At 70.3% G+C, this 21,847-nt stretch carries 21 protein-coding genes; 9 read left to right on the forward strand and 12 right to left on the reverse strand.

Translation table 11 applies throughout. The features are described 5' to 3' along the window. The first annotated feature begins 70 nt into the window (after positions 1–70). The gene (locus ACE3TA_RS02575) at positions 71–271 is read left to right on the forward strand and encodes a hypothetical protein (RefSeq protein WP_374570142.1); all 201 of its coding nucleotides are present in this window, start codon (positions 71–73) and stop codon (positions 269–271) included. 8 nt (positions 272–279) lie between these two features. Here ACE3TA_RS02575 and rsmA read toward each other — a convergent pair whose 3' ends face one another. The 6 genes from rsmA to lptF all read right to left on the reverse strand — a co-directional run bounded on the left by rsmA (position 280) and on the right by lptF (position 8,044). Beyond that, a complete protein-coding gene (gene rsmA, locus ACE3TA_RS02580) occupies positions 280–1,107 on the reverse strand; it encodes a 16S rRNA (adenine(1518)-N(6)/adenine(1519)-N(6))-dimethyltransferase RsmA (protein ID WP_374570144.1) in 828 nt (275 codons plus the stop codon). Then, entirely contained in the window at positions 1,104–2,111 is a 1,008-nt protein-coding gene (pdxA, locus tag ACE3TA_RS02585) for a 4-hydroxythreonine-4-phosphate dehydrogenase PdxA (protein ID WP_374570145.1), read from the reverse strand. Before pdxA ends, rsmA begins: the two co-directional genes overlap by 4 nt. Continuing rightward, positions 2,108–3,427 (reverse strand): peptidylprolyl isomerase, encoded by a 1,320-nt coding sequence (locus ACE3TA_RS02590; protein WP_374570147.1) that lies wholly within the window; start codon positions 3,425–3,427, stop codon positions 2,108–2,110. Before ACE3TA_RS02590 ends, pdxA begins: the two co-directional genes overlap by 4 nt. A gap of 43 nt (positions 3,428–3,470) precedes the next feature. Next, positions 3,471–5,702, reverse strand: a complete 2,232-nt coding sequence (locus ACE3TA_RS02595) for an LPS-assembly protein LptD (RefSeq protein ID WP_374570149.1) — start codon at positions 5,700–5,702, stop codon at positions 3,471–3,473. Between the two features lie 102 nt (positions 5,703–5,804). Then, positions 5,805–6,908, reverse strand: a complete 1,104-nt coding sequence (lptG, locus tag ACE3TA_RS02600; protein WP_374570151.1) for an LPS export ABC transporter permease LptG — start codon at positions 6,906–6,908, stop codon at positions 5,805–5,807. Next, entirely contained in the window at positions 6,905–8,044 is a 1,140-nt protein-coding gene (gene lptF / locus ACE3TA_RS02605; protein ID WP_374570153.1) for an LPS export ABC transporter permease LptF, read from the reverse strand. Before lptF ends, lptG begins: the two co-directional genes overlap by 4 nt. Positions 8,045–8,207: 163 nt before the next feature. Between lptF and ACE3TA_RS02610 the strand changes: the two genes are divergently transcribed. Genes ACE3TA_RS02610 through ACE3TA_RS02625 form a run of 4 tightly spaced genes read left to right on the forward strand, consistent with a single transcriptional unit; the run spans position 8,208 to position 11,187 of the window. Then, a complete protein-coding gene (locus ACE3TA_RS02610) occupies positions 8,208–9,695 on the forward strand; it encodes a leucyl aminopeptidase (protein ID WP_374570155.1) in 1,488 nt (495 codons plus the stop codon). 9 nt (positions 9,696–9,704) lie between these two features. Further along, the gene (locus ACE3TA_RS02615) at positions 9,705–10,385 is read left to right on the forward strand and encodes a hypothetical protein (protein WP_374570157.1); all 681 of its coding nucleotides are present in this window, start codon (positions 9,705–9,707) and stop codon (positions 10,383–10,385) included. An 11-nt stretch (positions 10,386–10,396) separates the two neighbouring features. Next, a complete protein-coding gene (locus ACE3TA_RS02620; RefSeq protein ID WP_374570159.1) occupies positions 10,397–10,855 on the forward strand; it encodes a DNA polymerase III subunit chi in 459 nt (152 codons plus the stop codon). Then, positions 10,852–11,187: a peptidase inhibitor I78 gene (locus tag ACE3TA_RS02625; RefSeq protein WP_374570161.1), complete on the forward strand. Its 336-nt coding sequence runs from the start codon at positions 10,852–10,854 to the stop codon at positions 11,185–11,187. Before ACE3TA_RS02620 ends, ACE3TA_RS02625 begins: the two co-directional genes overlap by 4 nt. A gap of 7 nt (positions 11,188–11,194) precedes the next feature. Here ACE3TA_RS02625 and ACE3TA_RS02630 read toward each other — a convergent pair whose 3' ends face one another. After that, positions 11,195–11,461, reverse strand: a complete 267-nt coding sequence (locus ACE3TA_RS02630) for a DUF1294 domain-containing protein (RefSeq protein ID WP_374570163.1) — start codon at positions 11,459–11,461, stop codon at positions 11,195–11,197. 99 nt (positions 11,462–11,560) lie between these two features. On the opposite strand from ACE3TA_RS02630, the gene ACE3TA_RS02635 reads away from it, so the two are divergent. Beyond that, the gene (locus tag ACE3TA_RS02635) at positions 11,561–12,109 is read left to right on the forward strand and encodes a GNAT family N-acetyltransferase (protein WP_374570165.1); all 549 of its coding nucleotides are present in this window, start codon (positions 11,561–11,563) and stop codon (positions 12,107–12,109) included. Here ACE3TA_RS02635 and ACE3TA_RS02640 read toward each other — a convergent pair. After that, entirely contained in the window at positions 12,085–13,959 is a 1,875-nt protein-coding gene (locus ACE3TA_RS02640; protein ID WP_374570167.1) for an ABC-F family ATP-binding cassette domain-containing protein, read from the reverse strand. The genes ACE3TA_RS02635 and ACE3TA_RS02640 overlap by 25 nt on opposite strands. Positions 13,960–14,200: 241 nt before the next feature. Between ACE3TA_RS02640 and ndk the strand changes: the two genes are divergently transcribed. Next, positions 14,201–14,620 carry a nucleoside-diphosphate kinase gene (ndk, locus tag ACE3TA_RS02645; protein ID WP_374570169.1) on the forward strand — a complete coding sequence of 140 codons (420 nt, stop codon included), beginning with the start codon at positions 14,201–14,203 and terminating at the stop codon, positions 14,618–14,620. Between the two features lie 62 nt (positions 14,621–14,682). Here the strand turns inward: ndk and purM are convergent, their stop codons facing one another. Continuing rightward, on the reverse strand, positions 14,683–15,708 hold the full coding sequence (purM, locus tag ACE3TA_RS02650; RefSeq protein WP_374570171.1) for a phosphoribosylformylglycinamidine cyclo-ligase: 1,026 nt from the start codon (positions 15,706–15,708) through the stop codon (positions 14,683–14,685). A gap of 80 nt (positions 15,709–15,788) precedes the next feature. Here purM and rnd point away from each other — a divergent pair, with 80 nt between their 5' ends. Beyond that, on the forward strand, positions 15,789–16,970 hold the full coding sequence (rnd, locus tag ACE3TA_RS02655) for a ribonuclease D (RefSeq protein WP_374570173.1): 1,182 nt from the start codon (positions 15,789–15,791) through the stop codon (positions 16,968–16,970). Between the two features lie 32 nt (positions 16,971–17,002). Next, the gene (locus ACE3TA_RS02660; protein ID WP_374570175.1) at positions 17,003–17,368 is read left to right on the forward strand and encodes an EthD domain-containing protein; all 366 of its coding nucleotides are present in this window, start codon (positions 17,003–17,005) and stop codon (positions 17,366–17,368) included. Positions 17,369–17,372: 4 nt separating this feature from the next. Here ACE3TA_RS02660 and ACE3TA_RS02665 read toward each other — a convergent pair whose 3' ends face one another. The 3 genes from ACE3TA_RS02665 to ACE3TA_RS02675 form a co-directional block, all read right to left on the reverse strand. Then, positions 17,373–18,893: a Ppx/GppA family phosphatase gene (locus ACE3TA_RS02665; protein WP_374570177.1), complete on the reverse strand. Its 1,521-nt coding sequence runs from the start codon at positions 18,891–18,893 to the stop codon at positions 17,373–17,375. After that, complete coding sequence (locus tag ACE3TA_RS02670; protein ID WP_374570179.1) at positions 18,874–21,084, reverse strand: RNA degradosome polyphosphate kinase; 2,211 nt, start codon at positions 21,082–21,084, stop codon at positions 18,874–18,876. Before ACE3TA_RS02670 ends, ACE3TA_RS02665 begins: the two co-directional genes overlap by 20 nt. Before the next feature lie 66 nt (positions 21,085–21,150). Further along, the gene (locus ACE3TA_RS02675; protein WP_374570181.1) at positions 21,151–21,822 is read right to left on the reverse strand and encodes a chromosomal replication initiator DnaA; all 672 of its coding nucleotides are present in this window, start codon (positions 21,820–21,822) and stop codon (positions 21,151–21,153) included. Between the last annotated feature and the right edge of the window lie 25 nt (positions 21,823–21,847).

Consider the following 21,847-nt stretch of genomic DNA (forward strand, 5'->3'; position numbering starts at 1 on the left):
CGACGCAACCTCCGCCGGGGGCCGGCCGTTGTTCCTTCAGGCGGCTCGGCCGCGGACGGGAGACTGGCCGATGACGACACATGCGCACGACGAGGCGGACCCGAAGGTCCCGCAGGCCCGGCACGTGAAGAAGCTGGGGCGCGACGAAAAGCCCGATCAGCTCGCCGATTGGGAGCAGGAGGCCGAAAGCCGGCAGGAGGCGCTGATCGACGAGGCGGTCGAGGAGAGCTTTCCCGGCAGCGATCCGGCCGCGCCCAAGCGGATCACCTGAGGGTCACGTCACCGAAGGGCGAGGCGAGCCTGGGCCAAGGTCAGGAACTCGGCGACGCTCAAGGTCTCGGCGCGGCGCGCGGCGTCGATGCCCGCGCCGGCGCACAGCGCCTCTCCGCCCAGCGCCTTCAGGCTGGAACGCAGCATCTTGCGCCTCTGGCCGAAGGCCGCCTGGGTCAGCGTCTGCAGGGCGTCCATCAGCTCGGCCGGCGGCCGGTCGTCGCGGGGGACGAGGCGCACGACCGCCGAATCCACCTTCGGCGGCGGCGTGAAGGCGCGCGCCGGGGCGTCCATCACCAGCTCGCAGCGGGCCGCGGCCTGGGCCAGCACCGCCAGGCGGCCATAGGCCGAGGCGCCGGGCGGGGCGACGATGCGCTGGGCCACCTCCTTCTGGAACATCAGGGTCATGGACGTGGGGGTGAACGGCCCGGTCAGCCATTTGACCAGCAGCGGCGTGCCGACGTTGTAGGGCAGGTTGGAGACCACGGCCGCCGGCCGGCCGCCGGTCAAGTCGGCTTCGTCCACCTCCATCGCGTCGGCCAGTTCGACGCGCAGGCGCCCGCCCGCCGCCTCGCTCAACTCCTGGAGCAGGGGCAGGAAGCGCGGGTCCTTCTCCACGGCGATCACCTGCACGCCGGCCTCGAGCAGGGCGCGCGTCAGCCCCCCCGGGCCGGGGCCGACCTCGATCACCAGGTCGTCCGGCCCCACGCCGGACAGGCGCGCGATCTTGCGGGTGATGTTCAGGTCGAGCAGGAAATGCTGGCCCAGGCTCTTCTTGGCCAAGAGGCCGTGGGCCTCCAGGCTCTCGCGCAGCGGCGGCAGGTCCGAGAGGTTCATCCCTCGCGCCGGGCGGCGATCTCGTCGGCCATGCGCACGGCGGCGATCAGGCTCTCGGCCCGCGCGATGCCGCGCCCGGCGATGTCGAAGGCGGTGCCGTGATCGGGAGAGGTGCGCACGATCGGCAGGCCCAGGGTCACGTTCACCCCGCCCCAGAAGTCGAGCATCTTGATCGGGATCAGCGCCTGGTCGTGGTAGAGGCAGATCGCCGCGTCGTAGCGCTCGCGCATCTCCGGCGGAAACAGGGTGTCGGCCGGCCAGGGGCCGGAGGCGTCGACGCCCAGGTCGCGCAGCGCCTGCACGGCGGGCCGCACGATCTCCACCTCCTCGCGACCGATCGAGCCGTCCTCGCCCGCGTGCGGGTTGAGGCCGGCCACGGCCAGGCGCGGCTCGGCCACGCCGAAGTCGCGCCGCAGCGACTGGGCGGTGATCAGGCCGGTCCTGACGATGCGGTCGACCGACAGGGCCTCGGACACCTTGGCCAGCGGGTCGTGGACGGTGACCAGGCTCGCGCGCAGGCCGCCGGCGGCCAGCATCATCACCGGGCCGCGCGCGCCGTCGAAGGCCGCGCCACCGGTCAGCTCGCCCAGGAACTCGGTATGCCCGGGAAACTTGAAGCCGGCCGCGTAGAGCGGCGCCTTGGCGATCGGCGCGGTGACGACGCCGCGCACGGCGCCGGACAGGGCCAGGCCCACCGCGGTCTCGATCCAGCCGATGATCGCGCCGGCCGCGGCGGGCGAGGGCCGGCCGGCCACCACGGGCGAGCGCAGCGGCTGGTCGAGCACCGGCGCGGCGTGGGCGAAGACGTCCATGGCGTCGGCCGGGGAGGTGACCCTGCGCACCACCGAGGCGCCGCCCAGCGAGGCGGACGCCAGGGCGTCGAAGTCGCCGACCACGACGAAGGGCGGCCCGCCGGCGCGCAGCGCCGCCCAGGCCTTCATGATGATTTCAGGGCCGACCCCCGCCGGATCTCCAAGAGTTAGGGCGAGGGGGCTGTTATTCACCTGGTCTCTATGGTCGCGGAGTTGCGCAGGTCTCTCATGTAACGTCGAGAGAGCATGCTTAGCTGCTGACCATACAGGCGATTCTCGATCTCGTCTCGCGTGAGCTGTTCACCGCCGGCGGCCCGCTTGCCGCACACCGCGATCAGGTGCAGGCCGGCCGTCGTGCGGATCGGCTCGGAAAGCTGGCCGGGCTGCAGCGTCTCGGCCGCCTGGCGGAAGGCCGGCGCCAGGTCCTTCACCTCGGCCTCGCCCAGGTCGCCGGAGACGACGCCCTGGACCTTGTTGGCGGTGGCCTCCAGGCCGTCGCAGCCCTTCAGGTTCGGACGCAGGGCTTCGAGCTTCTGGCGCGCGGCGGCGACGACGCTGTCGGGCGCGTCCTGCGGCACGGCGATGGCCACCTGCTTCAGGTGCACGAGCTGGGCGGTCGAGCCCGAGCGCTTGTCGCGCAGATAGATGATGTAGACCCCGTCGGTGACCGGGATCGGCTGGGAGAGCTGGCCCGGCCGCATCTGCTCGAGCGCGTTGTCGACCTCGGGCGGGAACTCGCCGGCCGTCACCCAGCCGGCGTCGCCGCCGCTGGCGGCCGTCGGCGAGGCCGAGAACTGCCGGGCCACGGCGGCGAACGGCGCGCCCTGCTGCATCTGGGAGATGAGCTGGGCGGCGCCCTGGACGGCCGTGTCCATGCCGCCGACGCGGGCGGCCTCGATGAACACCTCGCTCACCTCGTACTGCGGCTTGCTGGCCGCGGCCTCGGCGTGCTGCAGGGCGGCGGTGATCTGGTCGTCGCCGATGCGCAGGCGCGAGCCGTAGCGGCCGCGGATCCAGCGCTGCCAACTGGTCTGGGCGCGGATCTGGTCGCGCAGCGACTGGTAGACGCCCTGGGCCTTGAGCGCGCCGATGAACTGGTCGGGCGACATGTTGTTGCCGCGCGCCATCTGCTCGATCTCTTCGTCGACGTCCTTGTCGGTGGCGACGATTTCGAACTTCTGCTCCTTCTCGACGCGGCGCAGCTCCTGGATCTGCAGGCGCTCGTCGACCAGCGAGATCAGGGCCTCGCGCTGGATCTGCGGCAGGTTCTGCTGGGTCGGCTGCACGCCCGAGGTGACGATCAGCAGGCGCATGCGCTGGGCCAGGTCGTAGGTCGAGATGATCCCGTCGTTGACCGTGGCCGCGACGGATTCGCTCATGCCCGCCAGCGGCGTGACGTCGGCCGCCGCGTCGTCCTGCGCAGAGGCTGAGATCGGACTGGCGGCGAAGACAGCCGCCAAGGCCAGCCCGCAGGCGCTGGCGCCCCAGACTTTGCGCACGCTCGTCATAGTCGGAGTCATTCCTTGCAGGCGGCGGACGGCGCCGCTGACTTTAGTTCGCATTTATTGCTTCGCCCAATGTGGCGAGGGTGAGGCGGAAGGCGATGGAGTCGCTGGGACCCAGACGGCCGACCACGGTGTCCTCGCGGCGGTAAATGATGTCCACGCGCAGACAGTCGTCGTGGTAGAAAACGCCCAGGTTGCGGACGATCCAAGCCGACTGCTCCAGGTCGAGACTGCCCGAGGCGGTGACGCCCCAGTGCTGGCCGATCGGCACTTCCGTGCCGAGGTCCAGGTTCTCGGTCTTGACCCCGTTGACGTTGGAATCGTCGCGCAGGTAGCGGAAGTAGCCGGAGGCGCGCTTGAGTGCGAAGTTGGCCCCGGCCTCGGCGCGCTCCACGTCCAGGCTGTCGCTGTCCAGGCGCACGCGCGAGAACACCGAAAGTCCCTTCATCGGCTGGGCCTCGGCGGCCACGATCCAGTCGGACGCGCGCGGCTGCAGGCCGGTGCGGGCCGGGAAGACGCTGTTGACGGCGTCGCGGAAGCTGCGGCCGACGAGGAACTCGGCCCGGCGGCCGTCGTCCCACAGCACCGAGGCGCGGGCGCCGACGTTCAGCCGCGCGCCGTCCTCGTAGAGATCGAAGCCGGGGAACTTGTCGGCGCGGAACAGCGTGGTCTCATCGAACTCGAAGGACCGGCTGTCCTCGTCCAGGTAGACGGTGGCGCCGCTGTAGTCGACGTAGGTGATCTGCTTGGCGCTGGGCGACACGGCCACCTGCATCACCGGCTCCAGCACCACGGTGGAATCGCCGAAGCGGCGGTAGAGCGGGTAGGTGATGTCGGCGCCGGCCACGGCGAGCGCCCGGGAGGTGGTCTTCGAGCCGCCCGTCGGCAGGTCGGAGAGGCTGTAGGCGTCGGCGCGGACGTTGACGAACGGATCGACGCGCACGCCGATCTGAGAAGTGTAGCTGCTCCGCCAGTCGAGCCCGCCGGTGGCCCTGCGGCTGTCCAGCCCGGGAAGGCGCTGGGTCAGGTCTTCCGAGGACTGGTCGCGCGTCAGGGCGACGGCCGAGGCGTTCACCCGCAAGCGTCCGCCGAGCACGTTGCGCTGCGGCTCCCACCGGGCCTCGATCAGCGGCGCCACCAGCGGGAAGGTGCGATCGACGTCGGTGGGCCTCAGGCCCTGGATGCTGAAGGCGGCGATCGACAGGTAGGACCGCTCGTCCTGGCGCACGGAATAGATCTGGCTGATCAGACGCCGGTCGTCGGTCAGATAGGGGCCGCGCGCGTGATAGACGTTGCCCACCTCGTACTTGTCGAAGATGTAGTCGTCGGAGGCGCGCTCGGCGGTGAAGCCCCACCGCCACTTGTCGTCGATGCGGAAGGCGCCGCTGGCGAGCAGATAGCTGCGCGAGGTCCGATCGCCGAAGGGATCGCCGCTGGAATCGAAGTCCCGGTCGTAGGTGTAGCCGAAGCGGGCGTCGATCTGGCCGGAGTAGAAGCGCTTGCGGTAGTGGCCGTTGAGGAACGGATTGACCTTGGAGTTGATCTGCGGGCTGAGCGTCAGGTCCGAGTAGGGCGACAGGACGATTAGGTAGGGCTGCTGGTAGGAGAAGCCCCGGCGGTTGGAGGCCGAGATGGTCGGCGGCAGCAGGCCGGACTTGCGCGTCGCTTCGGGGTCTGGGTGCCAGAAGACCGGCAGGTACAGCACCGGCACGCCCAGCACCTGGATCACCGCGTTGCGGTAGTAGACGATCTGGCGGTCGCGATCCTCGACCACCTTGTCGGCCTTGATCGACCAACTGGGCTTCTTGGGCTTGTCGTTCACGCACAGTTCGCAGGGCGTGTAGATCGCCTGGTTCAGCTCGTTGACCGTGTCGCTGCGCCGGATGGCCGAGGCCGCGGCCAGCTTGGCGTTGTCCTGCATGCGCGTGGAGAAGCCGGTGGCGACCCCGGCCTTCATCTCGTCGTCGAGGGTGACCTCGTCGGCGTATTCCACGGTGCCGTCGGCCGAGATCGTCTGCACGTCGCCGCGCGCGGTGATCACGCCGCGGCCCTCGTCGTAGACCAACTCCTGGGCGCGCAGGGTGCGGCCGTTGTAGCGCACCTCCACGTCGCCGCGGGCCGTGATGGTCTTGTGCGCATCGTCGCGCACGACCAGGTCGGCCTCCATGTACAGCTCGTCCGGCTGCAGCCCGTCAGCCGACGGAGCGCTCGCCGGGGCCTTCTCCTGCGCATGCGCGCCCGCGACGGCGAGCACCGCCAGGGCGACGCCTGCGAGCAAGCCATACTTGGCCGAGCTTGGCGGCGACCGCCGACCTGAACGCATCAAACCTGGATTCCTTTCCCGGCGTCGCCCGGATGGATAGCCGGACTTGCGCGGGATTCAACCGTCTTCGGTGTAGCAGAGCAGCGCCAGCCCGGACAGGAGGGCCACCGCCGGCGGCGCCCAGGCGGCCGCGAACAGCGGCAGGATGCCCGCGTCGGCCAGCGCGCCGGCGAAAGCGTTGAAGAAGAAGAACACGAATCCGAGGGCCACGCCCGCGCCCGCCAAGCCCGCCAGGCCGCCCAGCCGGGCCAGCCGCAGCGAAAAGGCCGCCGCCAGCACCGACATGGCGGCGAACAGGACCGGCGTGGCCAGGAGCTGCTGGAAGCGCAGGCGATAGCCGGCGGCGCTGAAGCCGGCCTGCTCGGTCAGCCGGATCGCCGCGGGCAGGCGCCAGAAGGCGATGGCCTCGGGCGAGGAGAAGCGCTCGAGCGCGGCTTCCGAATCGAGGGAGGAGCGGATCGACAGGCTGTCGGAGCGCACCGAGCTTTCGCCGGCGGTGGCCTCGCGCACGTCGGTCAGCTTCCAGAAGCCGGGCTGCAGGCTGGCCTCGGCGGCCTCCAGGCGGCGCTTGAACTCGATCTCGCCCTTCTTGTTCTTCTGGTAGACGAACAGCGACACGCCCTTGAGCTTGACCACCCCGTTCTCGACGGTGCGGGCCTTGGCGTGGATCACCATCTGGGTGCGCTCGTCGCCCTGGCGCAGCCACACCTCCTTGGGCGCGTCGTTGAGGTAGTTCTCCATCAGCCGCGCGCGGGCGAGCTCGAAGCGGGCGCTCAGCGCCGCCGCCGCCGGGTTGAGCAGGGCCACCGTCAGGGCGCCGACCACGAAGGCCGCGCCGGCCGAGGGCAGCACGAAGCGCCAGGCCGAGACGCCCGCCGCGCGCATGGCGACCAGCTCGCTCCTGCGGTTCAGGCCGACGAAGGCGGCGATCCCGCCGAACAGGAAGACGAACGGCAGCAGGATCAGGATCACCGAGGGCGCCTGCAGCAGGGTCAGGCCGAACAACTGGCCGACCGTCACGTCCGCCCGCACGCCCACCGAGCGCGACAGGTCCACGAACTGGACGAGCAGGATCACCGCCGAGATGACCGCCAGCGCCGCCGCCACGCCGGAGAGCGTGCGGTTCATCACATAGCGTTCGATGCGGCCGAGCCCGGTCATGCGGCCGCCTCGCGCACGATCCGCCGGGGCCGCTTGCGGATGTCGATGAAGCGCGACACGCGCTGGCGGAAGATGCTGCGCAGGGCGAAGGCGGTGGTGGCGATCGGAATCGCGTACTGCATCAGGTTCAGCCAGACGCTCTCCTCGCAGGCCGCCTGGACGATGAAGCCCAGGATGCGGGAGATCGCGGCCGCCGCGCTGACCGCGGCGATCCGCCGGCCATAGCCCATCCGGCTGAAGCCGCCGCCGATGATGCCCGCCGCCGCCAGCGCCATGAAGGCGATGTTGTAGAGCGGGGTCGCCAGCCGGGCGTTGCCCTCTGCCAGCAGCTCCAGGCGGTTACGCCGTTCCCAGTCCTGCTGCATGTCCGGGAAGAACAGCTCGTGCAGGTAGCGGTCGGAGGTCTTGTAGTGGACGAGCTGGCTGGTGCGCGTGATCTCGGTCAGGTCGAACGGCAACTCGTCGAAGGTCAGGTAGTTCAGTACGCCCGTGGCGCTGAACTCCTGGTTGGAGCCGCGGCGCATGAGCAGCACCTCGCGGCCGGCCCGCTCGGTCAGTTCGCCCTCGGCCGCGGTGTAGGTGGTCGCGCCGCCGTCGCTCTTTTCCTGATGAATGAAAAGGTTGTGGAAAATGCCTTTCTGATCAACCGACTGCGCATAGACGGTCAATCCCGGCGTGGGTGAGGTGAACTCGCCGGGCCGGATCAGGGTCGAGGCCAGATCGGTGCGCACCTCGAACAGGATCTCGCGCATCAGCCGCGAAGCCGCCGGCTGGACCCACAGGTTGATGGCCAGCGCCACCAGCGTGATCATCGCCGCCAGGCGCATCGCCGGGGAGATCACGCGCCAGCGGCTCATGCCGCCGGCGAAGCAGACCACGATCTCCTGTTCGGTGTGCAGCCGGTTCAGCGCCGTCAGCGCGGCCACGAACAGGGCGATGGGCAGGATCATGTTGATCAACTGCGGCATCGCCAGCAGCGTGATCTTCAGGAAAACCAGGGCGCTCTGACGTTGGCTGACGATGATGTCGAGCGCCGAAAGGCTCTGGCTGAGCAGCGCCACAGCCGTCAGCGCCAGGGTCGCCAACAGGGTCGGGGCCAGCAACTGGCGCATCAGATAGCGGTCGATCAGGCGCATTGGGTCGAAAAATAGGAGTGGCGGGGCGAAATTTCGACGCGCTCCGACGAACGACCTGTTCTAAACCATGCGTCGCGGCGTGAGACAACCGCCGCGCCGACGGGGCGCCCGCAGGTCCAAGGGCGCGCCCGCACGTCTGAAGCACTTGTTTTGAGAGAGCCGAATGGAGATCGAGTTCGTCAAGTTCGAGGCCGCAGCGCCCGAAAAGGCCGCCCTGGCCGTCATCGTGTTCGAGGGCGAAGTCCTGTCCGGTTCGGCCGCGGATATCGACAAGGCGAGCGGCGGCGCCCTGACCCGGGCGCTGGCGAACACGCGCTTCACCGGCGGCAAGGGCCAGACGCTGGACCTGCTGTCCCCCACGGGCGCGCCGGCCGGCCGAATCGTCCTGGTGGGCGCGGGCAAGCGCGAGGCTTGGGACGACATCGCCGCCGAGCACGCCGCGGCCTCCGGCTATAGCGCCGTGAAGGCTTCCGGCCTGGAGGTGCTGCGCATCGCCTTCGCCGATCCGGCCGCCGAACGGGGGGCCGTCCACGCCGCCCTGGGCGCGCGCCTGGCGGCCTACCGCTTCGACCGCTACCGCACCAAGGAGCCGGCCGAGAAGAAGCCCTCCATCACCATGACCGAGATCGTCGCGGCCGATCCCGACGCCGCGCTGGCCGCCTTCGCCGACCAGGCGGCCCTGGCCGACGCGGTGGCCTTCGCCCGCGACCTGGTGTCCGAACCGGCCAACGTGCTCTACCCGGTGGAGTTCGCGCGGCGGCTCAAGGCCCTGGAGGGCCTGGGCCTGGAGGTGAGCATCCTGGGCGAGGCCGAGATGAAGGATCTCGGCATGGGCTCGCTGCTGGGCGTGGGGCAGGGCAGCGGGCGCGAGAGCCAGCTAGTGGTGATGCGCTGGAACGGCGCGGCCGATCCGGCGGCCCAGCCGGTGGCCTTCGTCGGCAAGGGCGTCTGCTTCGACACCGGCGGCATCAGCCTTAAGCCCGCCGACGGCATGGAAGACATGAAATGGGACATGGGCGGCGCGGCCGCCGTCTCCGGCCTGATGCACGTGCTGGCCGCCCGCAAGGCCAAGGTGAACGCCGTGGGCGTGGTGGGCCTGGTGGAGAACATGCCGGACGGCAACGCCCAGCGTCCGGGCGACGTGGTGACCTCCATGTCCGGCCAGACCATCGAGGTGATCAACACCGACGCCGAGGGCCGGCTCGTGCTGGCCGACGCGCTCTGGTACACCCAGCGCGAATTCAAGCCGAAGTTCATGGTGGATCTCGCCACCCTGACGGGCGCGATCATCATCTCGCTCGGCAACGACTACGCCGGCTTGTTCAGCAATAACGACGAGTTGTCGGAAAACCTTCTGGCCGCCTCGAAGGCCGAGGGCGAGCCCCTGTGGCGCATGCCGCTGCCGGCGGCCTACGACAAGCAGATCGAGAGCATGATCGCCGACGTGAAGAACACCGGCGGCCGGCCGGGCGGCTCGATCACCGCGGCGCTGTTCCTGAAGAAGTTCGTCAACGACCTGCCGTGGGCGCACCTGGACATCGCCTCCACCGCCTGGAAGAAGCCCTCCAGCGTGCCGACCATCCCGGAAGGCGCCACCGGCTACGGCGTGCGTCTGCTCAACCGCATGGTGGCCGACAAGTACGAAGGCTAGGGCGGGGCCGTGCGCTTCGTCCTCGCGCCCAGTCCGCTGCTCGGCCCGGCGAGCTGGGCCGCGGTCGCCGCCGCCCTGGCCGAGCTGGGCCACGAGGCCGTGGTCGCGCGCCTGCCGTCCCTGCTGGAGATCGAGGACGACTACTATCCGGCCCTCGGGGAGGCGGCGGCGCGGGCCGCCGGCGCCGCGGGGGACGTGCTGGTGGCGCACAGCGGGGCGGGGGCGGCGGTTCCGGCCGCCCTGGCCGCGGCCCAGGGCCGATTCGCCCAGGTGGTCTTCGTCGACGCCATCCTGCCGCATCCGGGCAAGAGTTGGTTCGACACTGCGCCGGCGGCCTTGCGCGACCAACTTCGCGCCGGCGCGCAACAGGGGCTCCTGCCGTCGTGGGACGGCTGGTGGCCGCCGGGCGCCCTGGCGCGCCTGGTGCCCGACGAGGCCGCGCGCGAGGCCGTGCTCAGCGAGCTGGAGCCGCTCCCGATCACCTATTTCGAGGAGGCCGCCCCGGCGCTCGAGCTGTCCGGACCGGCGGCCTACCTGCGGCTCAGCGGCGCCTACGACGCCGAAGCCAGGATCGCCGGGCGGCTGGGCTGGCCGGTGATCCAGCTTCCGCTGCACCATCTGGCGATCGTCACCCACGCCGCCGCCGTCGCCGGCGCGCTCGCCGCCTTGGCGGACCAGTTGGACGGCTGATAGGTAGGGGCATGTCCGAGCCCGCCTGCGAGGTCTGGTTCTATCACCTGGAACGGTCCGGACTGGACCAGGTCCTGCCGGAGCTTCTGGAGAAGACCCTGGCCAGGGGCTGGCGCGCCGTCGTCCGCGCGCGCGAGGGCGAGCGGATCGAGCACCTGGACGGCTGGCTCTGGAGCTACCGCGACGACAGCTTCCTGCCGCATGCGCCGGACGACGAGCCGGGCGCGGCGCGCCAGCCCGTGCTGCTGACCACCGGCTTCGACAACCCCAACGCCGCCCAGGCGCTGTTCCTGATCGACGGCGCGGAGGAGGGCGAGCTTTCCGGCTACACCCGCTGCGTCGTCCTGTTCGACGGCCGCGACGAAGCGGCGCTGGCCAAGGCGCGGGCGCAGTGGCGCACGATCAAGGCCAAGGGCCTGTCCGCCTCGTACTGGCGGCAGATGGCCAGAGGGTGGGAGAAACAGGCATGAACGGATGGCGGGCCCCGGCGTGCGCGATCGCAGTCCTGGTGCTGGCGGGCTGCGCCAGCGAGCCGCCCGCGCCGCCGCCCGAACCGCCGGCAGAGCCCCCGCAACCTCCACCGCCCCCGCCGTCGCCTCCACCGCCCCCCGACCTGTGCGGCGCGACAGCCGCCCAGCGCTTCGTCGGCCGCCCGCGCACGGAGATTCCGGTGCCCGTCGACGTGGCCCTGCAGCGGGTGGCCTGCACCACCTGCGCCATCACGATGGACTTCAATCCCAAGCGGCTGAACTTCTTCTTCGACGCCGAGACCGGGATCGTGAAGGAGGTCAAATGCGGCTGACGCCGCCTCAGCGGTAGAGCAGCCAGAGCCCGAGCGCCGCCCACGCCGCCAGGATCGCCCAAAGGACGCTGCGGAACGGCTCCTTGCGGGTCTTGTGGCGGAAGATCTGTTGGGCCGCGACCGCGCCGAACACCCCGCCCAGCGCGGCGCAGGTCAGCAGTTCCCGCTCCGGAATGCGCCGCTCGTCGCGGATCGCCCTGCGCTTGTCGGCGGCGAACAGGAAGAAGGCCGCCGCGTTCACGGCGGCCAGATAGAGCGCCAGCGCCTGGGTCATGCGCGGGCTTGCGGGCCGGGGCTGTTGAAGACGTGCGACGACACGGACGGATTCCGGCTAGGGTTCTGACGCTCAAGCTTGCCAGGAGAAGCGCTCCATATGCCAGCGTCCGCGCCCACGCTTAAGACCGAACGCCTCACCCTGGCGGCCCACACCCTGGACGACTTCGCCGACAGCGCGGCCATGTGGAGCGATCCGCAGGTGACCCGGTTCATCGGCGGGCGGCCGTTCACCGAGGAGGAGGTCTGGTCGCGGCTGCTGCGCTATCCGGGCCACTGGCTCCTGAAGGGCTTCGGCTACTGGGTGGCGCGCGAGACCGCCACCGGCCGCTTCGTCGGCGAGGTGGGTTTCGCCGACTTCCACCGCGCCATCGACCCGCCGCTGGGCGACGCGCCCGAGGCCGGCTGGGTGCTCGCGCCCTGGTCTCATGGCAAGGGATTCGGCTCCGAGGCCGTGAGCGCTCTGATGGCCTGGGGCGATCACGCGTTCGGCGGCGCGCGCACGGTCTGCATCATCGCCCCGGACAACGCCCCGTCCATCGCGCTCGCCCGCAAGGTCGGGTTCCGCGAATACGCCCGCAGCGTCTACCACGGCGACGAGACGATCCTCTTCGAGCGCCGCGCTCAGGACTCCCGGATCGCCTCGTAGGCTTCGGCCGCCTCCAGCCATTCGGCCTCGGCCTTGGCGAGCGCGGCCTGGGCGGCGTCCCGCTGGCGGCCGAGGTCGGCGGCCTTGGCCGGGTTCTTGGCGAAGATGTCCGGATCGGTCAGGGCCGCATCGATCCGCGCCAGGGTCTCGGTGGCCTTGGCCAGCGCCGCCTCGGCGGCTTCGGCCCGGCGGCGGGCCGGCCCGCTGGGGACCTTGGCGCGCTTGACCGGCTCGGGCTTGGGCGGAGGCGGGGGCGCGGCCACCTGGGTGGGCGCGCGCGCCGCGGCCCTGGCGCGCTCCAGCACGTAGCGGGCGTAGTCTTCCATGTCGCCGTCGAACGGCGTGATCGTGCCGTCGGCGGCCAGCCACAGCCGGTCGGCCACCAGCTCCATCAGCGAGCGGTCGTGGGTGATCAGGATCACCGCGCCTTCGTAGTCGTTCAGCGCGTCCAGCAGCGCCCGGCGGCTGTCGATGTCCAGGTGGTTGGTCGGCTCGTCGAGGATCAGGAGGTGCGGAGCTTCCATCGCCACGAGGTTCAGCAGCAGCCGCGCCCGCTCGCCGCCGGACAGGTTCGCCACCTTGGTCTCGACCTTCTCGTGGCCCAGGCCGAACTGGGCCAGGCGCGAGCGCCGCTTGGCCTCGGTCTCCTCCGGCAGGATGCGCCGGATGATGTCGAGCGGCGTGTCGTCCGGATCGAGCGCCTCGATCTGGTGCTGGTGGAACCAGCCGGCGCGCATGCGCGGGCTGCGGACCAGTTCGCCTTCGTCGAGGTTCAGCGCGCCCGCCACCAGCTTGGCGAAGGTGGACTTGCCGGCCCCGTTGACGCCCAGGAGGCCGATGCGGTCGTCCACGTCCAGGCGCAGGTTGAGGTTCTTCAGGATCGGCGGGCCGCCGTAGCCCACGCTCCCGCCTTCCACCCGCAGCAGCGGCGGCGCCAGCGGCCGGTCGGGCGAGGGCAGCACGAAGTCGGCCGTATGCTCGCGCAGCACGGCCGAGATCGGCGGCAGCTTGGCGATCATCTTCAGGCGCGACTGGGCCTGGGTCGCCTTGGAGGCCTTGTAGCGGAAGCGGTCGACGAACGCCTGCATGTGCGCCCGCTGGGCTTCGATCTTGGCGCGGGTGGCCTCCTGCAGGCGAAGCTTCTCGGACCGCTGAGCTTCGAAGGAGTCGTAGCCGCCGGTATAGAGTTCCAGCTTGCCCTGGTTCAGGTACAGGATGTGGTCGCAGGAATTGTTCAGGATCTCCCGGTCGTGGCTGATGATCACGGCCGAGTGCGGGTACTTGCGCAACCGCGCCTCCAGCCAGAGGGCGCCTTCCAGGTCCAGATAGTTGGTCGGCTCGTCGAGCAGAAGCAGATCCGGCTCGGCGAACAGGGCCGCAGCCAGGGCCACGCGCATGCGCCAGCCGCCGGAGAACTCGGCCATGGGGCGGGCGAGGTCGGCGTTGGAGAAGCCCAGGCCCGACAGGATCTCGGCCGCGCGCGAGGGCGCCCGGTCGGCGTCGATCTCGATCAGCCGGGCGTAGATCTCGCCCATCCGCTCGGGCGGGGCGGTCTCCAGTTCGGCGAGCAGGCCGGCCCGCTCGACGTCGGCCTCCAGCACGGTGTCGAGCAGCGAGACCGGGGTGGCCGGGTGCTCCTGGTCCACCGAGCCGATGCGGGCGGCCTTGGGCAGCGAGATCTCGCCGCCGCCGATGGTGAGCTGGCCCAGGATCAGCTTGAAGAGCGTCGACTTGCCCGCGCCGTTGCGGCCGACCAGGCCGACCTTGGCGTCCTTGGGCAGGGAGACGGAAGCCTCGTCGAAGAAGCGGCGCCCCCAGGCGTCGAAGACGAGTTCACGGATCTGAAGCATGGGAAACTTGCGGACAAAATAGATGACGCGCGGACCGGCTGTCGCCGCCGCGTTGCGAAGGTCAGATATGTCTTGAAGCCGCCGCCCGCCTGACCTGGGGCGGGTCCATAGCAGAGACGGGCGCTCCCGTCGCGAGGGAATAACGCGGCGTCGCCTTGGCGGGGCCGGAGCGGGCGGCTATAAGCCCGCCACCTCGCGACTCCCCGCGTAGTCTGTACAGAAAAACGCCACGACAAGAGCCATGACCGAACGCACCTTCTCGATCATCAAGCCGGACGCCACCAGCCGGAACCTGACTGGCAAGATCAACGCGATGATCGAAGATGCGGGCCTGCGCATCGTCGCTCAGCGCCGCATCCGCATGACCGAAGCCCAGGCCAAGAAGTTCTATGAAGTCCACAAGGAGCGCCCGTTCTACGGCGAGCTGGTGGCTCAGATGACGTCCGCCCCGGTGGTGGTGCAGGTGCTGGAAGGCGCCGGCGCCGTGGCCAAGTACCGTGAGATCATGGGCGCCACCAACCCCGAGCAGGCCGCCGAAGGCACCATCCGCAAGGCCTACGCCCTGAACGTCGGCGAAAACTCGGTGCACGGCTCCGACAGCCAGGAGAACGCCGCGATCGAGATCGCCCAGTTCTTCACCGACGACCAGATCGTCGGCTGAGCCGAGCCAGAGCTCGAAGAATTCAAGCCCCGGTCGAAAGGCCGGGGCTTTTCGTTTGCGCGCTACGCCGCGGCGAGCTGGCCGCAGACGAACACTTCCTCTCCGGCCTCGAGCAGGGACGACAGCACCTCGGGCGCGTGGTCCGGGGCGACGATCAGCACCATGCCGACGCCGCAGTTGAAGGTGCGCCGCATCTCTTCCTCGGCCACGCCGCCGGTCTCCTGCAGCCAGGCGAACACGGCCGGCAGGCTCCAGGCGTCCCAGTCGAACTCGGCGGCGAGACCCTCGGCGATGGCCCGGGGCGGGTTCTCGATCAGACCGCCGCCGGTGATGTGCGCCAGGCCCTTGATCAGGCCGGCCTTGATCAGCGGCACCACGCTTTTGACGTAGATGCGCGTCGGGGCCATCAGCGCCTGGGCCAGCGTCTTGCCCGGCTCGAAGGGGGCGGGTGCGTCCCAGGCCAGGCCCGAGCGCTCGACGATCCGGCGGATCAGCGAATAGCCGTTGGAATGCGGCCCCGACGAGCCCAGGCCGATCAGGATGTCGCCGGCCGCCTGGTCCGCCAGCCGCGGCAGCACCTTGTCGCGGTCGACCGCGCCGACGGAGAAGCCGGCCAGGTCGTAGTCGCCCTCGGCGTACATGCCGGGCATCTCGGCGGTCTCGCCGCCCACCAGGGCCGCGCCGGCCTGCAGGCAACCCTCGGCGATGCCGGCCACGACCTTGGCCGCGGCGTCCACGTCGAGCTTTCCGGTGGCGAAGTAGTCCAGGAACATCAGCGGCTCGGCGCCCTGGGCCAACAGGTCGTTGACGCACATGCCCACCAGGTCGATGCCGACGGTGTCATGCAGGCCGGTGTCGATGGCGATCTTCAGCTTGGTGCCCACCCCGTCGGTGGTGGTGACCAGGAGCGGATCGGCGTAGCCGGCGGCCTTCAGGTCGAACAGCGCGCCGAAGCCGCCGAGCGAGGCCTCCGCGCCGGGCCGGCGCGTGGCCTTGGCCAGCGGCTTGATGCGGTCCACCAGCGCATTGCCCGCATCGATGTCCACCCCGGCCTGGGCGTAGGTGAGGCCGTTCGGTCGATCAGTCATGGAGCGGAATTCTCGAGAAAAGGCGCTGAGACGTATCGCGCGCTTGCAGACTCGGGCGCGCGCGGGGCTATAGCTAGCCGATGACGCCGATTACCACCACCGCCGAACTGGCGGCGTTTTGCGATCAGTTGAAGGGCCAGCCCTTCGTCGCCGTGGACACAGAGTTCATGCGCGAGACCACGTACTGGCCCAAACTGTGCCTCATCCAGGCCGCTGCGCCCAGCGCCGAAGCGGTGATCGACCCGCTGGCCGAGGGCATCGACCTGGAGCCGTTCCTGGCCGTCCTGCGCGACGAGGCGATCCCGAAGGTGTTCCACGCCGCCCGCCAGGACGTGGAGATCTTCAACAACCTAAAGGCCATGCCGCGGCCGCTGTTCGACACCCAGGTGGCCGGCATGGCCGCCGGCTTCGGCGAGCAGATCGCCTACGACGCCCTCGTGCGGCAGATGCTGAAGATCGAGATCGACAAGTCCAGCCGCTTCACCGACTGGGCGCGCCGGCCGCTCACCGACGCCCAGCTCTCCTACGCCCTGGCCGACGTGACGCACCTGGCCGAGCTCTTCCCCATGCTGCGCGGCCGGCTGGAGAAGGAGGGCCGGCTGGCCTGGGTGACCGACGAGATGGTCAATCTCACCGACCCGGCCAACTACGACGTCGACCCGGAGAACGCCTGGCGCCGCCTGAAGCCGCGCCGGCACACGGCCAAGTACCTGGCGGTCTTCCGCGCCGTCGCCGCCTGGCGCGAGCGCACCGCCCAGATGCGGGACCAGCCGCGAGGCCGCATCTTGAAGGACGAGGCGATCGACGAGATCGCCACGCAGACGCCGGCGGACGCCGACGCGCTGGACCGGCTGCGCTCGGTGCCCAAGGGCTTTTCCGGCTCGCGGTTCGGGCCTGACCTCCTGACCGCCGTGCGCGAGGCCCTGAAGGATCCGGAGGCCTACGCCCCGGTGATCGAGAAGGCCAAGGGCCCGTCGTTCCCGGCGGCCGGCGCGGTGGTGGAGCTGCTGAAGGTGCTCTTGAAGGCGCGGGCCGAGGACGCCGGCGTGGCCTCCAAGCTGATCGCCACGGTCGCCGACCTGGAGCAGATCGCCAACGACGACAACGCCAAGACCCCGGCGCTGACCGGCTGGCGGCGCGAGGCGTTCGGCGAGGACGCGCTGAAGCTGAAGCGCGGCGAGCTGGCCCTGGTGCTGGACGGCTCGCGCGTGCGCGTCGTCGAGGTGCGCCGCGCGCCGAAGGCCAAGGCCGCCGCCCAGTAGGCAAGGTCGGCGCCGGACGGCAGGATGGCGCCATGATCAAGCTCACCTTCGCGCTCGTCCGCCTGCCGCACCTCAGCCGAGAGGCGTTCCAGGACTACTGGTTCAACAAGCACGCGCCGCTGGTCGCCAGCTTGCGCGAGCCGTTGCGCATCCAGCGCTACGTGCAGCTCCACAGCCTGCCGGACGACGTGTCTGCGCCGATCCGCGCCAGTCGCGGCGCGCCGGAGCCGTATGACGGCGTGGCCCAGCTCTGGTGGGCGAGCCTTGAGGACCTGGCCGCGCGCAACGCCGATCCCGCCGCCCAGGAGGCCGGCCGGCTGCTGCTGGAGGACGAGAAGAAGTTCGTCGATCTTTCCAGGTCGCCGCTGTGGTTCGGCGAGGAGAAGGTGATCTTCTGACCGCTCAGGTCAGCGACAGATCCACCTTCAGGGTCGAGGCCAGGGTCGCCGCGCGCTTGGCGGTCTGTTCGCCCAGCAGCATGTCGGCCCAGCCGGGATCGGCGGTGAGCTTCAAGGTCTCGCCGTCGATGGCCAGGGTGGTGCGCGCCAGCAGTTCGGCGTTGCGGCCGGACAGGTCGCAGCCCAGCCGGATCGCCGAGCCCAGGGCGCGGGCGCGCTGGCGCCGCTCGCCCGACAGCACCCGGCTGATGGTGTCGGGCTCCGGCGTGGTGTTCGAGCCCGAATGCCGGGCGAACGCGGCGCAGGCCAGGAACGCGCGCTCGGCGTGGTTCATGCCCGCGATCGGCGCGCGCAGCACTTGGTCGAACACCAGCGAGCCCCGGTGGTCCGGGTGCAGGCGCGAGCCGAGGTCGGCCAGGCGGCAGGCCGCGGCGATCAGGATCGAGTCGCGGCCTCCGAACAGCGGCGGCAGGCTCGACAGGGCCGGGCCGAGCCAGCGCTCCAGCGCCGGGCCGAGTTCCGGCGTCAGGCCGCGGCCGGCGGTCAGGGCCGCGCAGCCCTCCAGCAGGGGCTCGCGCCGGCGCACTTCCGGCGACATGGCCTCCAGCAGCAGGCCCTCGCGAACGCCGTAGGCGCTGACCACGACGCGCTGCAGGCGCAGGTGGTCGATCAGCGCCTCCAGCACCAGGGCGGCGTAGGGCAGGGTCTCCATCCGCTTCTTGGACAGGCCCTCGATGCCTTCCAGCGAGTGGCGCGACTGGCGGGCGACGAAGCGGGCCACGTCCACCGCGTCGGCGCGGCTCATCTGGTACTGGTGGGCCACCCGCAGCGGATAGTTCGCCATGGCCATGTGCAGCAGGGCCAGGTTGCGCCAGGCGCCGCCGACGGCGTGGAACTCCTGGGCGCGGAAGCGCTTGGCGTAGGGGGCCAGCGCCGCGTCGACGGCCTTGCGCACGGGATCGACGCTCAGCGCCTTGGGCGCGCCCAGCGCGAACGGGCCGAGCGGCAGGGTGGCGCCCTCTCCGGGCGCGCCGTGCTCCAGGCGGACCAGTTCCAGGCTCGCCCCGCCCATGTCGCCCACCACGCCGTCGGCGTCGGGCTGGCCGGCGATGACGCCGAGCGCGGCGTAGCGGGCCTCCTCGGGGCCGGACAGGACGCGGGCCTCCAGGCCGGTCTCCTCGCGCACCCGGCGCAGGAAGTCGGGCCCGTCCTCGGCCTCGCGCACCGCGGCGGTCGCGACCACGTGCATGGCCGAGGGATGCCAGCCGTCCAGCACCGCGCTGAAGCGGCGCAGGGCGGCGACCGCCACCTCGACGCCCTCGGGCGAGAGCCGCCCGGTCGAGACCAGGTCGCGGCCCAGGCCGGCCAGGGCCTTTTCGTTGAAGACGGTCCACAGCGCCCGGCCCTCGACCCGGTAGACGACAAGGCGCACCGAGTTCGATCCGATGTCGATGACGGCCGCTTGGCGGCCGGTCTCGGCCGGGGCCGGCTTGGGACTGGGTTCGCTAAGCGCGTGACGCCACATGATCGATCGCGCGCGGCATGTCCTTCACCCTCTGTCCCCGTCCGGAGAGGCTGGGATTGGTCATGAAGTACTCGTGCGCCGAAAAAGCGCTTGGATGGTTCCAGGACGGATCACGGCTATAGCCGCCGTCGGCGTCCAGGGTCCAGCTTTGCGCTTCATCTTTCAGGTTGGCCACCATGATCTGCTGCAGAACCTGCTGGTGGACGGTGGGATTCTCCACCGGCGTCAGCGCCTCGACGCGGCGGTCGAGGTTGCGCGGCATCCAGTCGGCCGAGGAGATGAACACCCGCGCCTCGGACGAGGGCATCGGCGCGCCGTTGGCGAAGGCCACGATGCGGGCGTGCTCAAGGAAACGGCCGACGATCGACTTGACGCGGATGTTGTCCGACAGGCCGGCGATGCCCGGCCGCAGGCAGCAGATGCCGCGGATCACCAGGTCGATGGAAACCCCCGCCTGGCTCGCGCCGTAGAGCGCGTCGATGACTTCCGGGTCCACCAGCGAGTTCAGCTTGGCCCAGATCGCCGCCGGCTTGCCCGCCTTGGCGTTGGCGACCTCCACCCCGATCAGGGCCAGCAGGTCGTGCTTCATGGTGATCGGCGAGAACGACAGCTTTTCCAGCGAGTCCGGACGAGCATACCCGGTGATGTAATTGAAGAGCTTGGCCGAATCCCGACCGAGCGCCGGGTCGGTGGTGAACAGCGACAGGTCGGTGTAGATGCGCGCCGTCACCGGGTGGTAGTTGCCCGTGCCGAAGTGGCAGTAGGTGCGCAACTGGTCGCCTTCGCGACGCACCACCATCGAGAGCTTGGCGTGGGTCTTGTACTCCACGAAGCCGAAGACCACGTGCACGCCGGCCCGCTCCAGGTCGCGGGCCCACTTCAGGTTGGCTTCCTCGTCGAAGCGGGCCTTGATCTCCACCAGGGCGGTGACGTTCTTGCCGTTGTCGGCGGCCTCGATCAGCGCGGCGACGATCGGGCTGTCGGAGGAGGTGCGGTAGAGCGTCTGCTTGATGGCCAGGACGTTGGGGTCGCGCGCGGCCTGGCGCAGGAACTGCACCACCACGTCGAAGCTCTCGAACGGGTGGTGGACCAGGATGTCCTTCTCGCGGATCGCGGCGAAGCAGTCGCCGGCGTGGTCGCGGATGCGCTCGGGGAAGCGCGGCTGGAACGGCTTGAACTTCAGGTCGGGCCGGTCGGACGGAATGATCTGCGACAGCTCGTCCAGGCCGAGCAGGCCGTCGATGAGGATCACGTCCTCGGGCTGGGCGTGCAGGTTGCCGACGATGAAGTCGCGCAGCTCCTCGGGCATCGCCGCCTCGATCTCGACGCGCACCACCGAACCCAGCCGCCGCTGCTTGAGGCGGGCCTCGAACTCGCGCACCAGGTCTTCGGCCTCTTCCTCGATTTCCACGTCGCTGTCGCGGATCAGGCGGAAAACGCCCTGCGCCTCCACGTCGCAATCGGGGAACAGGTGGTCGAGGAACAGGGCGACCAGGCCCTCGAGCGAGACGAAGCGCCGGTCGGCTTTGCCGCGGCGGCCGCCCCTGGGCGCCGGCACGTCCCAGAAGCGCGCCACCTGCGCCGGGATCGGCACCAGGGCGTAGAGCAGCTTGGCGTCGGACTTGCGGCGCAGCTTCAGCACCAGCGAGAACGCCAGGTTCGGGATGAACGGGAAGGGGTGGGCCGGGTCGATCGCCAGCGGCGTCAGCACCGGGAACAGGCGGGTCAGGAACGCCTCCTCCAGCATCGAGCGGGAGGTCAGCGGCACGTCCGAGGCCGCCAGCAGATGCAGCCCCTGGCCGGCGAGTTCGATGCAGAGCTGGCGCCAGCGGGTCTGCTGGTCGGCCATCAAGAGGGCGGCCTCGGCGTTGACGCGCTCGAGCTGCTCGGCGGGCGTCAGGCCGTCCTGGCTGAGCACGCGCACGCCTTCGCGCACCTGCGCCTTCAGGCCGGCCACGCGCACCATGTAGAATTCGTCGAGGTTGTTGGCGCAGATGGACAGGAACCGCAGGCGCTCAAGGAGCGGGTGGCGCGGGTTCTTGCTTTCCTCCAGCACCCGGCGATTGAACGCCAGCCACGACAGTTCGCGATTGAAGAACCGGTCCGGCGAGGCCGCCAGTTCGGCGTTCCAGGCCAGCGGCTTGGACTCCTCTTTCGCCGCCAGGGTCTCGATCGGCGCGGGGTTGTTCATCGGCGAAAGCTCCTCGGGCGCGTGTGGCGACCCGTTCTGGCGCCGACAAATGCGGGAAACAAGTCTTCACTCGAAAAGGTCAAGATTCTCCGCATCATCTTCAAGAATCTGTCGTGCAAGCGTTCTTGAAATAGGGCGTTGCTCGTCATCCGCCACTTCGTCGATGCGGCGGACAATCTCGCGCGCATGCGGGATTGATCTCCGCATGCGGCGCAGAAGATAGGGAAAGACGTCCTTGGGCGCGCGAATGCTCCGTTCTCGGAAGAATTTCCGCAACACGCCCTCGAGCACCTGATCGTCAGGCTCCTCGATCTCGACGACGGGCAGCGCGTTGAGGCGCGAGCGCAGGTCGGGCAGGGCGGCGGGCCACGAGGCCGGGGCGCTGCGCGCGGTGAGCAGCAGGCCCGATCCCTCCCGTCCGGCCATGTTGATCAGGTGGAACAGCGCCTCGTCGTCGACGCCCTGGTCGACGTCCTCGATCAGCACGGGGTGGCCGGCCGCGGCGGCCAGGTCCGGCGCCTCGCGGTCCAGCACCACCGCGCCGGCGACCTCGGCCCAGGCGCGCGCCAGATGGGTCTTGCCCACGCCCTCGGGGCCGACCAGCGCCAGGCAGCCCAGATGCCAGTTCGGCCAGGCGTCCAGCCGCGCGACGGCGTGCGCGTTGGAAGGGCCGATGATGAACTCCTCGCGCCGGTACGAGCGCGGACGCCTGAGCCTCAGACGAAGCTGCTGCGCCATGCCCAAAATCCACGCGAGTTCATGA

Origin of the sequence: Phenylobacterium sp., assembly GCF_041916435.1 — a bacterium.
In the GTDB taxonomy this organism is placed as follows: domain Bacteria; phylum Pseudomonadota; class Alphaproteobacteria; order Caulobacterales; family Caulobacteraceae; genus Phenylobacterium.